A 14,708-nucleotide genomic window follows, 5' to 3' on the forward strand; every position below is an offset into this window, starting at 1 on the left:
TCATTGCAATGGACATTACCTTAAAAGTATGTCAAAATTTCCTGAAATGCATTCTTTGATAAATCAAGGTATAAAATCATTTTTGATTAGTGGTGGATTACTGAACGACGGCGAGATTCCTTTAAGATACTTTCAAGACAATTTATACACATTAAAAAAAACTTATGATCTTAAGTATAATTTTCATACTGGATATATTGATTATGAAGATATTTCTTATTTAAAGAAAATAGCTGATGTAGTTTCTTATGATTTAATTGGAGATAAAGAAACTATGATTAATGTTTATGGTCATGATTTTTTTGATAGAAGTTGGGATACATTTTTCAAATTGTTAGAAAAAGGTCTTATTGTTAAACCACATATTATTATTGGTTTGAATATGGGACAAATCTCACACGAATATAAAGTAATTGAAAGATTATCTATTTTGAATATAAAAAATAGTAACACCAATAAAGTAAACGAGCTTATTTTTTTAGTATTTATTCCAACGAAAGGAACTAAATTTTGTAACGAACAACCACCAAGTGTCGAAGAAGTTAAATCTTTTTTGGCCTATGTTAAAAACAAATTACCAAATAATAAGTTAACTCTTGGTTGTATGCATCCAGGAGGAAATTATAGGGTAAACTTACAAGAAAATTTGCTGGAGATTGTAGACAAAATAGTGCAACCCGTAAATAATGTTGTTAAAATAGCTAAAGATATGGATTTTAATATTGAATATTCATATGAATGTTGTGCATTTTGAAAAAAGAGGTGTTGTAAGATAGTAGATTTTGTTCCTTCTTATATAAATCAATATAGAACAGGTGAACTTCATAAAAAGAGGGATCAATTATTCAAAAAGCTTGAATGCTGTGATTTATGTCCTAGAGAATGTAGAGTTAATAGAAATAAACATGTCGGAAGTTGTAGAGTTGGAAATACTATAAAAGTTTCTGAATATGTTTTATATCCTGGGGAAGAACCTGTTTTACAAGGAAAAAATGGAGCAGGGGCTGTTTTTTTTAGTAATTGCACGATGCGATGTGTCTATTGTCAAAATTTTCAATTTAGTCAACTGGGAAAAGGCAGAGAAATGTCATCAAAAGAATTGGGAGAAGTTTTTCTGGATTTACAATTTAATAAAGATGCTTCAAATTTAGATTTGGTTACAGCCACACCTTATTTGCCATTTATTTTTGAGGCATTAATATACGCAATTGAAAGGGGATTTAATCTTCCAATAATATGGAATACTTCATCATACGAAAAGATTGAAACTTTAACTTTTTTGGAAGGTATAGTTGATATTTATTTACCAGATATAAGATATACAAGTAATATTGTTGGTAAAAAATATTCAGGTGTAAATGATTATTGGTCCAAAGCACGGCTAGCTGTAAAAGAAATGTATCGACAAATTGGAGATACATTTCTTTTGAAAGAAGATAAAGATACAATAGAACTGAAAAGAGGTATAATTATTAGATTATTAGTTCTTCCAAATTATTTAAACCAAGCAAAAGAAGCCCTTAAATTTATTAAATATGAAATTTCTGAAAATGTTCATATTAGTTTAATGGATCAATATGTCCCTGTTTATAAGGCAAAACAATATGAAAAAATATCTCGTTATTTATCTAAATCTGAATATATTGAAGTTATAAATTATATGAACAATCTTGGTTTTAAAAATGGTTGGATACAAACTCATTTGTTAGATAAAAGTTACTAATTAATTGTTGGGGTGATATCAATGACAGAAGTAGAATTGATGAAGTCTATTTTAGACCAGTTACAGGAAGGCATCATGATTATGGATGAAAGAGAAACGATAATATATATCAATGATGCTGCCTGTAGAATTTTCGAAGTAGATAAAGAAGAAATTTTAGGACAGAGTGTAGTTGAAACCGTTCCTAATACAAGACTCCATATAGTCTTGAGAACAGGTGAACCAGAGTATGATAAATTGCAAAATTTGGGTAATAAAGTTATATTAACTTCTAGAATGCCAATAAAGAACAGTAAAAATGAGACTATTGCAGTAGCCGCAGTTTTTAGAGATATAACTACTATACAAAAGTTGGCAGAAGAAATAACTAATTTAAGAGAAATGGAAGCTTTGTTGACTTCCATAATTGATTCTACTTCAGATGCTATATCGGTTGCTGATGAAGAAGGAAGAGTTACAATGGTTAATAGAGCTTATACAAAGATTACCGGATTAACTCCAAGAGAAGTTATAGGAAAACCTGCTACTGTAGATCTAGCAGAAGGAGAAAGCTTACATATTTTATGTGCAAAAGAGAAAAAACCTATTTTTAATGTTCGGAAAAGATTAGCTACGAATAAAAAAGAGGTTGTTGCCAGTGTTACTCCAATATTTGTAAAAAATGAATTTAAGGGTAGTGTTGCAGTAATTCATGACATTTCTGAAATTCAAAGATTAATTAATGAATTAGAAGCAACCAAAAGAATGCTTAAAAAACAAAGTGCCAGATATACTTTTCATGATATAGTTGCTCATTCTGATTCTATGAAAAATGTAATTACCCAGGCAACAAAGGTAGCTTCTGTGGATGTTGATATTCTTTTAGTTGGTGAATTTGGAGTTGGAAAAGAAGTATTGGCACAAGCAATACATAATGCTAGTCAAAGAAAAAACGAACCTTATTTAAGGTTAAACCTATCATTACTTTCTAAAGAGAGACAACATGAATACCTATTCGGAGAAAATAGTTATTTGCTTAAAGGTGAAAAAGGAACCGTTTTTTTGGAAAATGTTCATGCTATGGATTTAGAAGTTCAAGATAAATTTCTTAAATTTTTGATTGAAAGAACTATAGAAAATGATTCTTATAGTTGTAGTTCAGGTGTCAGATTAATTTTTGCCACTACAGAAGATTTAAAAATGTTAGTTGGTTTGGGGAAGTTTTCTAAAGAACTGTATTATAAAATTTCAGTAGTTACTATAGAAGTTCCAGCTCTTAGAGAAAGAAAAGAAGACATACCAGAACTTGCAAAACAATTACTACATGGTTTAAATCAGAAATATGGGAGAATAGTGTATGGTTTTACTGATGATGCTATTGAGAAGTTAATTAATTATTCATGGCCAGGTAACATAAGAGAGCTAGAAAATGTTTTGGATAGAGCTATGCTTACATTAGGTGAAGATGACGTGGTTATCACTTCAGCACATATTCCTGATCTACTTGAGTCAAATGAAAATATTAAAGGTTCTTTAAAAGAAATGACCGAAGAATACGAAAAAAAGATTATTTTAGAGCTTTTAGAAGTTTGTCATGGAAATAAAACTGAGGTTGCAAGAAGATTAGGCTTGACTGTTCGTAATTTATATTACAAACTTGATAGATATGGTATTAAATGAATAGATAATATAGATAGGGGACTAAAAATATGGGGTTCAAATACAGATTGGGTAGATTACAAAACTTAAAAGAAAAGTTTGAAGATTCTGCGAGACTCGAACTTGGGAAAAAAGTTGAAGAAAGAAAAAAAGTTGAAGAAGACATAAGAGATTTAAATAAAAAAATAGAAAGCTTTTCTCTTGAATTTAGAAATGAAATTAAGGGAACTGTTTCAGTGACCAAATTGACTAACATGATAGAATATAAAAAATATCTTAATGATCAGTTAAACAGTCTTTTTAAAAAATTAAACGAGAAAATAAAAGAAGAAGAAGAGGCTTTAGAGAATTATCTACAAGCAAAAAGAGAAAAAGATATATTGCAGAAACTCAAAGATAAAAGATTAGAGGATTACAGAATAGAAGAGAAAAGGCAAGAAATAAAAGATTTAGATGAAGTTGCTAGGATTAATTATATAATAAATAATGAAAAATAAGCAATTTATATATGAAATTTAATATTATCATTATATTAACAATAATAAACCCTTTTCCTGTTAAAATAATATTATAAAACATATAAAACAAGTGAATATTATTTTGGACCTCTTTCTGTATAATGCTGATAATATGGTTCAGCAGTCTCTACCAAACAACCGTAAACTGTTTGGCTACAGTAAGGGGGGTAAACTGATTAAAATCCTACCTCTCTTCTGTAAACATTTTGTATAGAAAGGTAGGATTTTTTCTTTTTATTTCAAAAGTCAAAAGAGATGAAAGGAGATTTGTATGGCTAAAAAAGTTTTAATAATTTCAGGTAGTAAATCAGACGATATTTTTGTGAATCAAGCTATAGATCTTTTTGAAGAATGGGAAATAAATCATGAATATGTTGTATTAAGTGCTCATAGAAACTTAAAGGAACTAGTTAATTTCATAGAAAACCTAGATAATGATCAATATTGTGCGATAATAACTGTTGCTGGCCTTTCCGCCGCCTTACCAGGTGTAGTTGCCTCATTAACAAATCTGCCCGTCATTGGTGTGCCAATAAATGTTGGCCCTTTAAATGGTGTGGACGCTCTCTTATCAATGATCCAAATGCCAACAGGTGTACCTGTAGCTACGATGGGTATTGGAAATTTGGGAGTAAAAAATGCAGCTTATTTTGTCAAAAGATTGATTGAAATGGAAGGTGAAAAATAATGGTAAATAATTACGAACTTGAATTATTATACGAAGGTAAAGCAAAAAAGGTTTATAAATACAATAACTATAAACTTCTTATTGAGTTTAAAGATGATGTTACTGCATTTAACGGATTGAAAAAAAACAATATAATTAACAAAGGTAAAATAAATAAACAAATTTCTTCACATTTCTTTGAATTATTAAACAAAAAAGGAATCAACACTCATTTTGTAAGAGACTATGACGATAAGTCTTTTATAGCTAAATGGACTAACTTAATTCCATTAGAAGTTATAGTAAGAAATTATGCAGCTGGAAGTTTTTGCAAAAGATATGGGGTAAAAAAAGGTTATAAATTTGAATTTCCTTTGGTTGAATTCTCACTAAAAAATGACGAATTAGGAGATCCAATGATTACAAGCGAAGCTATTTTACTTTTAAAGTTGACTTCTGAAGAAATATTAAACGAAATTATTTCTATTTCTAAGAAAGTTAATGAAATTCTTTCTAGATATTTGGCTGAAGTAGGAATTATATTGGTTGATTTTAAACTAGAATTTGGTCTATCTAAAGAAGATAATCAGTTGTTGTTGATTGATGAAATATCACCCGATACTTGTAGATTTTGGGATGCTCATACTATGGAATCTTTTGACAAAGATGTTTATAGAGAAGATAAAGGAGACTTAATTACTGCATACACTGAAATTTTAGGGAGGTTAAAGATATGAAAAAAGACACGCCAAATAAAGAATTTGTTTTTGAGATAAAAATTAAGCTCAGAGATGGTATATTAGATCCACAAGGAAATGTAACTTATAAGATTCTTAAGAAGTTAAATTATCCAATCGAGCAAGTAAATTTTGATAAAAGTATAAGATTAACAATTCAAGAGAGTGATTTTCAAAAAGCCAATACAATTGCAGAAGAGATAGCTTCTAACATATTAGTAAATCCGGTTTTAGAGTATTATCAAATCTCCCAAATACAAGAGGAGTGATTTTTAGTGAAAATAATAAAAACAGCAGTATTAGTTTTCCCGGGAACTAGTGGAGAAAGAGATGCCCATTTTGCACTACAGCGGAACAACTTTTCAGTTGATTATTTATGGCATGATTTTGACCAATCCTTAGAATACGATTTAATTTTTTTGCCAGGAGGTTCTTCTTTTGGAGATTATTTAAGGCCTGGTGCTTTTGCAAAATATTCTAATGTAATAAAAAGCATTGAAAAATACGTTTTACAAAATCGAGGTTTAGTGGTTGGGATAGGAAATGGCTTTCAGATATTAACAGAGGTTGGTTTATTGCCAGGAGGTTTAGCTTTAAATGAATCTAATACTTTTATTTGTAAAGATGTCTTGGTTGAAGCTATAAATCTCGAAACTCCATTTTCTAATTCAATAAATCCTGACAATAATACATTTAGATTTTCGATTGCTAGCAGATATGGTAGATATGTGGTTAATAATAATGAAATTGATGAAAATCAAATTATTTTTAAGTTTCTTCATAATCCTAATGGATCTAGTGAGAATATTGCCGGTATTGTTAATAAAGATATGAACGTATTTGGGACTATGCTTCATATAGAAAGATCTTGTCATCCGTTTTTAGGTTATGATGAATTTAATCCAATTTTTGAATCTATTAGGAGGTATTTAACTCGTGAATAACTCGGTGAATATTCAACAATTAGCCTTAAATTTAGGACTCTCAATATTAGAATATAATTTAATTGTCGATAAATTAGGAAGAGAACCAAACGAATTTGAAACCTATCTTTTTTCTGCTCAATGGTCTGAACATTGTGGTTACAAGCATTCAAAATATTATTTAAAAAAATTAAACAGTAGTTTTGAAAGTGAAAATGCAGGCTATGTTGAAATTGGTGACAATGCTATAGTATTTAAGGTTGAAAGTCATAATCATCCAAGTGCAGTAGAGCCATATCAAGGAGCTGCAACAGGTATTGGGGGAATTGTAAGAGATATTTTAGCTATGGGAGCAAGACCAGTTGCTTTACTTAATTCTTTAAAATTTGGAGATCTTAAAGAATCCAAAGTCAAAAAGATATTTAATGGCGTTGTTTCTGGAATTAGTGGTTATGGAAATACTATAGGGATTCCAACTGTTGCTGGTGAAATATCGTTTCATGAAACTTACAATAATAATCCTTTAGCTAACGTTATGTGTATCGGAGTTTCTAAAAAAGACGAGTTAATGTCATCTCATGCTGATGGTCCTGATAGGTTAATGGCCTATGTTGGTTCTAAAACTGGTCCTGATGGTGTTCATGGTGCTTCTTTTGCTTCTAAGGAATTTGGAAAGGAAGAATCGCCAGAAAGACCTTCTGTACAAGTTGGAGACCCATTTGCAGAAAAAAACTTGATCGAAGCTTCTTTGGAAATAATGAAAATTAAAGGTGTAGAGGCATGTCAAGATATGGGAGCTGCGGGCATCTTAAGTTCTACTTCAGAAATGGCTTATAAAGGTAAATTGGGGTGTGAATTATATTTAGACAAAGTTCCAATTCGACAAAATGATATAAAACCCTGGGAAATAATGCTTTCTGAGTCACAAGAAAGAATGCTTTTTCTAATTGAAAAAGGTTGTGAGGAACAAATAAAAAAAATCTGTGATAAATACATGCTTGAATTTGCAATAATAGGAAAAACAATTCAAACGTCATTATACAGAGTATTTGAAAAAGAACAAGGAAAAATTCTTGCAGAATTAGATATAGATGTGTTGGTTAATGCCCCTGAGTTTTATAAAAATAACGTAGTACCCACATCTTTTTATATAAATAGGGGAAGAAAAATACCATCAATAGAAGAAAGTGCAGATTCTATTTTAAAAAGAATTTTAGCTCATCCAACTTTTGGAAGTAAGAGATGGGTTTATGAACAATTTGATTATCAAGTAGGCACAAATACTTTGATAATTCCAGGCTATGCAGATTCTTCTGCTATATGGTTAAAAGGTACTCAAAATGCAATAGCTCTTACCATTGATAGCAATGAGATTTATACATATTTAGATCCATATGAAGGAACCAAAAATGTTGTTTACGAAGCAGCGAGAAATTTAATTTCTATTGGAGCGAAACCTTTAGCAATTACTGATAATTTAAATTTTGGAAATCCAGAAGAGAATGAAATTTCTTGGCAATTTGAACAAACTATTGAAGGCCTAATTAGTGCAAGCAGAGAATTAAACACACCGGTTGTAAGCGGAAATGTTAGTTTTTATAATTCATATAAAGATAAATCAATATATCCAACGCCTATTATTGGTATGGTAGGAGAAATCGAAGATATTACTAAAATTATCAATAAAAAGTTCAAAGAAACAAACGATGAAATATATCTAATTGGAAAACAGCAGATAAATTTAGAAAAAATAGGAGGTAGTCTTTTTTTATACATATTAAAAGATTTTATTGGCGGAGAAATAGATACTGTGGATCCTTTAAGTGAATTACAACTACATAAATTCATTCTTGAGCTAATTGATAAACGCTTAGTAAAAAGTGTACATGATGTTTCAAAAGGTGGATTATTGTTTTCAATTGTTGAAACTTGTATTTGTAGTAATTTGGGATTTGAAGGCAATGTAGGGTCAACTATCGAGGAGTTATTTGGTGAGAATCAGGGTATGTTTATCGTATCCATTTCACCCACTGATAGTTCGAAGTTGGAAGAATTTGCTACGACTAAAAAAATTGAATTTAAAAAGCTCGGAAAAGTTGTAAGTAAAGAAAAAGGGATAGATATTGGAACACATAAATTTGATTTAGAGGAATTAAATAATATATATTTTAATAGCATTCCAAACATTTTGGAGGATAATAGATGTTAAAAGAAAATTGTGGATTATTCGCTGTATATTCAAAAGACCCATCTTATAACATAACTTCATATATTATTGAAGGTCTAATCGCTTTACAACATAGAGGACAAGAATCAGCTGGTATAGCTGTATCTGATGGAGAAAAGATTCAAACATACAAAGGAATGGGTATAGTAAACGAAGTATTTACAAAAGAAGTAGTTAAAAAAATGGAAGGTTTTTTTGGGATTGGACATGTTAGATATTCCACAAATGGTTTTTCAAATTATACAAACGCTGAACCATTAACTGTTAAATATAAGGGAGAATATTTTAGTGTAGCCCATAACGGGCAAATAGGAAATAGTGATTATTTAAGGAATCAATTTGAGGAAAAAGGAACGATTTTTATTACAACTTCAGACACAGAATTAATCCCTCATCTGTTGGTTACCAATTTAAATGGTTTACCTTCGAGTTGGAATACTGAAGAAATAACTAAATTAATTGATGAAAATATTTCACCTTCTTATTCTTTGCTTTTGTTGTTTAAAAATAAAATTGTTGCATTTAGAGATAGATTTGGCTATAGGCCATTAGCTATTTGCGAAACAAAGAATGGTATATATATAGCCTCAGAAGATAGCGCATTCAAGTTTTTTAATTTAAATGGAGCAAAGATAAGAGAAATAGAACCCGGAGAAATGGTACAAATAGATTCAAATGGAATTAAAAGTTTTATAGTAAACAAAAATAAAGACTATAAATACTGTTTTTTTGAACATATCTATTTTGCAAGGCCCGATTCTAATATTTTTGGAGATAACGTTCATTTAATGAGGGAACAGCTAGGAGAATTAGTAGCAAAAGAACATCCTGTCATGGCAGACATAGTTGTTCCCGTTATGGATAGTGGTTTTTCAGCAGCTTTAGGATATTCTAAGGCCTCGGGAATTCCTATGGAACTAGGTTTAATGAGAAATAAATATATTGGAAGAACATTTATAGACCCTGATGTTAAGGATAGAAAATTAAGTGTAAAAAGAAAGCTTTCACCAGTAAATGCTGTTATTGAAAATAAAAAGATTGTTTTGATTGATGATTCAATGGTTAGGGGAACGACAATGAAACATATAGTTAAGATGTTGAAGGAAAATGGTGCTAAGGAAGTACACATTAGAATAGCTTCTCCTATGGTAGTTAATTCATGTTTTTGGGGAATTGACATTCCCGATAAGTCTGAGATAATTGGTGCTAATAGAACAAAAACTGATATAAAAATACTTTTAGATGCTGATTCTTTAGAGTTTATATCTTTAGAATTTCTCTTAAACTATTTGGGGAAAAAAGGCAAAAACTATTGTTTTCATTGTTTTCAAGTAACATAAATTTCTATAATGGAGGAATAAAATGTTATACAAAGATTCTGGAGTTGACATAAATAAGGCGAATGAAAGCATATCCTCAATAAAGAATATTATAGGAGATAATATTGGCGCATACGCAGGTTTATTTTCATTAAAAGAAATATTATTAGAATATAATGATCCAATATTAGTTGCTAGCACTGATGGAATTGGTACAAAACTCCAGTTACTTAGAGATTATAAAATGTGGAATACAGCTGCAGTAGACCTCGTAGCTATGAATTTAAATGATTTAGTATGTATGACTGCAAAACCATTATTTTTCTTAGATTATTATGCTACATCTTCATTAAATAAAGAAGAATTTGTAAGTTTTATAAAACATTTAAATGAAACGCTGAATGAATTTGATTGCAAATTATTGGGCGGAGAAACTGCAGAATTACCAGGTGTTTTCTACAATAACAATGAGGATGTTGCAGGTTTTGCGGTAGGGATAGCAGAAAAGAATAGGATCTTCGATTATTCAAAGATAGAAGTTGGAGATAAAATAATTGGATTAACTTCTTCAGGGGTTCATTCGAATGGGTTTTCACTTGTAAGAAAATTGTTGAGTGAAAAAAAGATTAAGGTCACTGATGATTTATTGAATCCTACTAAATTATATGTTAATCAAACCTTACAAATAATAGATCTCATCAAAGGTGCTGCACACATTACCGGTGGAGGCTTAATTGATAACTTACCGAGAATAATACCTAATGGTTTGTGTGCTTGTTTAGAATTTAATTGGAAAATCCCAAAAGTTTTTGAAGATATTTTGAATGCCGGTGTAGACATTAAAGAAATGTTTCATGTCTTTAATATGGGTATAGGGATGGTATATATAGTTTCAAAAGATAATTTAAAAATTGTGTCGGATATATTAAACAAAGAGTTTTCAGAAGAAGTCCAAGTTATTGGAGAAGTTTTAGCGGCAGAAAAAAATAATATTGATAAAAAAATATTAATTAAAATATAGAAGTTTTTCAGGAAATAATTAAAATAAAAAAATTGAGGAGTATGTTTCTGAATGAAAGAGATTATTATATTAGCTTCTGGGAACGGATCTAACTTTGAATCTATTTGTGTTTATTTTTCCAAATCGAAATCCATACGAGTTAAACAATTAATTACTGATAATAAAGATGCTTTTGTTATTCAAAGAGCCAAAAAATTAAACGTAGATTATAAGATTATAGACTATCATTGTTTTAATAATAAAAGCGAATATAATCATACTCTTTTTGAACATTTAAAATCGTTCAACTTCGATTTAATAGTTCTGGCTGGATATATGCGTATTTTACCCGATTACATAGTAAATTATTATAAAGGTAAAATAATAAATATACACCCTTCTTTACTTCCAAATTATAAGGGAATTAATGCCATTGCTAGGGCTTTTGAAAACAAAGAAAAATATACTGGTATTACTATTCATTACGTTGATGAGGGTGTAGATACTGGAAAGATTATATTTCAAAAGAAAGTTAGAATAAAGAAGAGCGATACTATCGAATCGTTAGAGAAAAGAATTCACAAAATTGAACACAAAACATATCCTAAAATCATTAAGAGAGTTTTAGCAAAAAATAATTAATGTTTATATACAGATATTTTAAATATAAAAAGTGAAAGGAGTGTAAGTTAATTGTTAAAAAGAGCTTTAATTAGTACATTCAAAAAAGATAAAGTTGTAGGTATTGCCAAAAGTTTAGAAGAACTTGGCTTAGAGATTATTTCAACTGGGGGAACAGCTAGTAAATTAATTGAAAATGGGATAAAAGTTACATCTGTGGAAGAAGTAACAAATTTTCCAGAAATATTAGGAGGTAGAGTTAAAACTTTAAACCCACTTATACATGGAGCCATTTTAGCCAGAAGGGATAACAAAGAAGATATGAAAACATTGGAAAGTTTTAAAATCGAACCAATAGATTTAGTTTATGTTAATTTATACCCCTTTCTTGAGGTAACTCAGAAACCTGAAATAACGTTAGAGGAAATTGTAGAGTATATTGATATAGGTGGCCCCACTATGATTAGGGCTGCAGCAAAAAACTATAAACATGTGTTTGTACTTGTAGATGACGCTGATGCTGAAGAATTAATCAAAAAATTAAAAAATCAAGAAGAAATAACTTTAGATTATCGTTTGTATCTAGCATTAAAAGCCTTTCAACTAACAGCTTTTTATGATTCCTGTATTTGTAGATATTTAGAAGATGTTGTTCCTCAAACACAAGATGTGTTTGGAAAATATATTACTCTTCCTTTAGAACAATTGCAAGAAATGAGATATGGAGAAAATCCTCATCAAAAAGCATCTTTTTATCAGGATCCAGTTAAAAAAGGCAGTATGACAACTTTTAAACAATTAAATGGAAAAGAACTATCTTATAATAACTTAAGAGATGCACAAGCAGCTTGGAGAGCTGTGAATGAATATGAAGAAATAGCTTGTTGTGCTGTAAAACATAATACTCCTTGCGGAATCGCTCTTGGAAATAGCATTGTTGAATCATATAAAAAAGCTTATGAGTGTGATCCCGTATCAATATTTGGAGGTATAGTTGCTTTTAATAGAAAAGTTGATGTTCAAACTGCAAATTTATTGAAAGAAATTTTTATTGAGATAGTAATGGCACCAGATTTTGATGATGAGGCATTAAAAATATTACAAAAAAAGAAAAATTTACGAATTTTAAAAATGATAACTAAACCTTTAGACAAATATGAATATATCTCTGTAGACGGTGGAATGTTAGTTCAAGAAATAGATAGAGGATTTATTAATGATTTTAGAGTTGTTACAGAAGCTCAAGTCCCTGAAGATTTAAAAGAAGAGCTTTTTTTTGCATGGAGAGCAGTGAAACATGTTAAATCTAATGCCATTGTTGTCTCTAAAAACAAGGCAACTACTGGAATAGGAGCAGGTCAAACAAATAGAATATGGGCTGCTATTGATGCATTAGAAAGAAGTAAAGGTAAAGGTGCGGATGTTTTAGCTTCTGACGCTTTTTTTCCATTTAGCGATGTTGTAGAAAAAGCTGCAGAATTTGGAATAAAGGCTATTATTCAGCCTGGTGGTTCAATTAGGGATAATGAGTCAATTGAGGCATGTAATAAGTATGGTATTGCAATGGTGTTTACAGACATGAGACATTTTAAGCATTAATAAATGAAGCTAATAGTTCTTTAGGAGGTTTGTAATTATTATGAAGGTACTAATTGTTGGAAAAGGCGGACGTGAACATGCCCTTGCATGGAAATTTGCACAAAGTGATTTAGTTGAACAAGTATTTGTTGCACCCGGAAATGAAGGAATTTCTTTAGAAAAGAAGTGTATATTAGTAAATGCTATTACTATAGAGCAAATATTCAATTTTGCTAAAGATGAAAAAATTGATTTGACTTTTGTCGGATCAGAAGATTATCTAGCAAATGGAATAGTAGATAAGTTCCAAGAAGCTAACTTAACAATTATTGGACCTGAAAAAAAGTCAGCTCGTCTAGAAAGTAGTAAAATTTTTTCAAAACAGTTTATGAAAAGAAATAATATTCAAACAGCTAATTTTGAGATCTATGAAAATTCAAATGAAGCAATTAATTATGCAAAAACGATTAATTATCCAGTAGTTATAAAAGCTGATGGTTTAGCCTCTGGAAAAGGTGTATTTATATGTAACCATTTCAATGAAGCTTGTGATGCTGTAAAAAGTCTGATGGAAGAGTCTAAATTTCTTGAAGCAGGAAAAAAAATCGTGATAGAAGATTATTTAAACGGGTTTGAAGCATCTTTATTTTTAGTTTTAGATGGAAACAACTATAAAATATTAACTTATTCAAAAGATCATAAAAAATTACTAAACGGAGATAAAGGGCCTAATACAGGCGGGTTAGGTGCTATAACTCCGCATCCAGATATCAATGAAAGAATGAAGAAATTAATCAATGAAAAAATTATTATACCGACAGTTGAAGGTTTAAGGAAGGAAGATTTATTTTATAAAGGAATTCTATATATTGGTTTGCTTATTGAAAATGGAGAACCCTATGTATTGGAGTATAATGTAAGGTTAGGTGATCCTGAAGCTCAATCCATATTATACCTTTTGAAAAGTGATTTAGTAGACTTATGTAAAGGTATAATTGAAACAAAAATTATTAATTCTGAAATAGAATGGCACAATGGATATTCTTTATGTTTAGTTCTTTGTAGCAAAGGCTATCCTTTGTCCTACAAAAAAGGTGAAAAAATTACATTTCAATCCAATATCAATTCGAAAATATTTTTTTCAGGAGTAAAAAAAGAAGGAATGGATCTTTTAACAGACGGAGGAAGAGTATTAAGTATAGTAAATAGATCAGAAACATTAGAAAAAGTAAGAGAAGTAATCTATGAAGATGCCCAAAAGATCGATTTTGAATCAAAATATTACAGATCTGATTTATAATATTTGACTAAAGAAGGAAGTTTAACCACTTTTATTTATATTATGTCTTCTCATTCCTTCTTCAACTTTTAAATAACCATTTTTCATGGCTTTTTTGCTTTTTTGTATTTGTAACTGATTAACCTTTAGTTTATTTATTTGATCTATTATTAAATCATGTCTAGCAGAATCCTTTTTTAAAATACTGTTGACAACCTCTAAAACCCTAGGATCTGTTTTATAGTATTCCAATTGTTTTAATAGCAAGTACCTTTCTTCTAGCGATTTTGAAAATCCTTCAAAATCGCTATTTTTTAATGAATTATCCAAATTATTTTCTATGTTTCCTATTTCTGATAAAAGAAACTCAATTTTTTCTTCACTCATCTTTAATTCTCCTTTTTATTGAATTAAGATAATTATATCAAAAGAACTCATAAATTTCTATGTCGTTATTAACAATTATATCTAATTATAG

15 protein-coding genes and 1 riboswitch are annotated in these 14,708 nt (G+C 29.6%); of the genes, 14 read left to right on the top strand and 1 reads right to left on the bottom strand.

The window, feature by feature from the left end; genetic code table 11:
* Positions 1–28 precede the first annotated feature (28 nt).
* The 14 genes from DTL3_RS06985 to purD all read left to right on the top strand — a co-directional run bounded on the left by DTL3_RS06985 (position 29) and on the right by purD (position 14,251).
* Positions 29–754: a radical SAM protein gene (locus DTL3_RS06985; protein WP_231853990.1), complete on the top strand. Its 726-nt coding sequence runs from the start codon at positions 29–31 to the stop codon at positions 752–754.
* A 273-nt stretch (positions 755–1,027) separates the two neighbouring features.
* Entirely contained in the window at positions 1,028–1,723 is a 696-nt protein-coding gene (locus DTL3_RS06990) for a radical SAM protein (protein ID WP_231853992.1), read from the top strand.
* Positions 1,724–1,744: 21 nt separating this feature from the next.
* Entirely contained in the window at positions 1,745–3,382 is a 1,638-nt protein-coding gene (locus tag DTL3_RS06995) for a sigma-54 interaction domain-containing protein (protein WP_052670427.1), read from the top strand.
* A gap of 29 nt (positions 3,383–3,411) precedes the next feature.
* A complete protein-coding gene (gene fliJ / locus DTL3_RS07000; protein WP_045088098.1) occupies positions 3,412–3,858 on the top strand; it encodes a flagellar export protein FliJ in 447 nt (148 codons plus the stop codon).
* A gap of 95 nt (positions 3,859–3,953) precedes the next feature.
* Positions 3,954–4,055: riboswitch (purine riboswitch) on the top strand.
* A gap of 95 nt (positions 4,056–4,150) precedes the next feature.
* On the top strand, positions 4,151–4,567 hold the full coding sequence (locus tag DTL3_RS07005; RefSeq protein WP_045088099.1) for a 5-(carboxyamino)imidazole ribonucleotide mutase: 417 nt from the start codon (positions 4,151–4,153) through the stop codon (positions 4,565–4,567).
* Positions 4,567–5,283, top strand: a complete 717-nt coding sequence (purC, locus tag DTL3_RS07010; RefSeq protein ID WP_045088100.1) for a phosphoribosylaminoimidazolesuccinocarboxamide synthase — start codon at positions 4,567–4,569, stop codon at positions 5,281–5,283. Before DTL3_RS07005 ends, purC begins: the two co-directional genes overlap by 1 nt.
* Complete coding sequence (gene purS / locus DTL3_RS07015; RefSeq protein WP_045088101.1) at positions 5,280–5,552, top strand: phosphoribosylformylglycinamidine synthase subunit PurS; 273 nt, start codon at positions 5,280–5,282, stop codon at positions 5,550–5,552. The genes purC and purS overlap by 4 nt, the downstream gene beginning before the upstream one ends.
* 6 nt (positions 5,553–5,558) lie before the next feature.
* On the top strand, positions 5,559–6,227 hold the full coding sequence (gene purQ, locus DTL3_RS07020) for a phosphoribosylformylglycinamidine synthase I (protein WP_052670428.1): 669 nt from the start codon (positions 5,559–5,561) through the stop codon (positions 6,225–6,227).
* Positions 6,220–8,415 carry a phosphoribosylformylglycinamidine synthase subunit PurL gene (gene purL / locus DTL3_RS07025; RefSeq protein ID WP_045088102.1) on the top strand — a complete coding sequence of 732 codons (2,196 nt, stop codon included), beginning with the start codon at positions 6,220–6,222 and terminating at the stop codon, positions 8,413–8,415. Before purQ ends, purL begins: the two co-directional genes overlap by 8 nt.
* The gene (purF, locus tag DTL3_RS07030) at positions 8,409–9,773 is read left to right on the top strand and encodes an amidophosphoribosyltransferase (RefSeq protein ID WP_045088103.1); all 1,365 of its coding nucleotides are present in this window, start codon (positions 8,409–8,411) and stop codon (positions 9,771–9,773) included. The genes purL and purF overlap by 7 nt, the downstream gene beginning before the upstream one ends.
* 22 nt (positions 9,774–9,795) lie before the next feature.
* Positions 9,796–10,773 (top strand): phosphoribosylformylglycinamidine cyclo-ligase, encoded by a 978-nt coding sequence (purM, locus tag DTL3_RS07035; RefSeq protein ID WP_045088104.1) that lies wholly within the window; start codon positions 9,796–9,798, stop codon positions 10,771–10,773.
* A 51-nt stretch (positions 10,774–10,824) separates the two neighbouring features.
* The gene (gene purN / locus DTL3_RS07040; protein ID WP_045088105.1) at positions 10,825–11,394 is read left to right on the top strand and encodes a phosphoribosylglycinamide formyltransferase; all 570 of its coding nucleotides are present in this window, start codon (positions 10,825–10,827) and stop codon (positions 11,392–11,394) included.
* 51 nt (positions 11,395–11,445) lie between these two features.
* A complete protein-coding gene (gene purH, locus DTL3_RS07045; RefSeq protein ID WP_045088106.1) occupies positions 11,446–12,972 on the top strand; it encodes a bifunctional phosphoribosylaminoimidazolecarboxamide formyltransferase/IMP cyclohydrolase in 1,527 nt (508 codons plus the stop codon).
* Between the two features lie 40 nt (positions 12,973–13,012).
* On the top strand, positions 13,013–14,251 hold the full coding sequence (purD, locus tag DTL3_RS07050; protein ID WP_045088107.1) for a phosphoribosylamine--glycine ligase: 1,239 nt from the start codon (positions 13,013–13,015) through the stop codon (positions 14,249–14,251).
* A gap of 21 nt (positions 14,252–14,272) precedes the next feature.
* On the opposite strand, the gene DTL3_RS07055 is transcribed toward purD, so the two are convergent.
* On the bottom strand, positions 14,273–14,617 hold the full coding sequence (locus tag DTL3_RS07055; RefSeq protein WP_045088108.1) for a hypothetical protein: 345 nt from the start codon (positions 14,615–14,617) through the stop codon (positions 14,273–14,275).
* Positions 14,618–14,708 lie beyond the last annotated feature (91 nt).

The sequence above is a fragment of the Defluviitoga tunisiensis genome, from assembly GCF_000953715.1.
Taxonomy (GTDB): Bacteria; Thermotogota; Thermotogae; order Petrotogales; family Petrotogaceae; genus Defluviitoga; species Defluviitoga tunisiensis.

Bases quoted from the DNA above. Each gene is read 5' to 3' on its own strand.
- DTL3_RS06985 (WP_231853990.1), top strand. From the start codon at position 29: ATGTCAAAATTTCCTGAAATGCATTCTTTGATAAATCAAGGTATAAAA.
- DTL3_RS06990 (WP_231853992.1), top strand. From the start codon at position 1,028: ATGCGATGTGTCTATTGTCAAAATTTTCAATTTAGTCAACTGGGAAAA.
- DTL3_RS06995 (WP_052670427.1), top strand. From the start codon at position 1,745: ATGACAGAAGTAGAATTGATGAAGTCTATTTTAGACCAGTTACAGGAA.
- fliJ (WP_045088098.1), top strand. From the start codon at position 3,412: ATGGGGTTCAAATACAGATTGGGTAGATTACAAAACTTAAAAGAAAAG.
- DTL3_RS07005 (WP_045088099.1), top strand. From the start codon at position 4,151: ATGGCTAAAAAAGTTTTAATAATTTCAGGTAGTAAATCAGACGATATT.
- purC (WP_045088100.1), top strand. From the start codon at position 4,567: ATGGTAAATAATTACGAACTTGAATTATTATACGAAGGTAAAGCAAAA.
- purS (WP_045088101.1), top strand. From the start codon at position 5,280: ATGAAAAAAGACACGCCAAATAAAGAATTTGTTTTTGAGATAAAAATT.
- purF (WP_045088103.1), top strand. From the start codon at position 8,409: ATGTTAAAAGAAAATTGTGGATTATTCGCTGTATATTCAAAAGACCCA.
- purM (WP_045088104.1), top strand. From the start codon at position 9,796: ATGTTATACAAAGATTCTGGAGTTGACATAAATAAGGCGAATGAAAGC.
- purN (WP_045088105.1), top strand. From the start codon at position 10,825: ATGAAAGAGATTATTATATTAGCTTCTGGGAACGGATCTAACTTTGAA.
- purD (WP_045088107.1), top strand. From the start codon at position 13,013: ATGAAGGTACTAATTGTTGGAAAAGGCGGACGTGAACATGCCCTTGCA.
- DTL3_RS07055 (WP_045088108.1), bottom strand. From the start codon at position 14,617: ATGAGTGAAGAAAAAATTGAGTTTCTTTTATCAGAAATAGGAAACATA.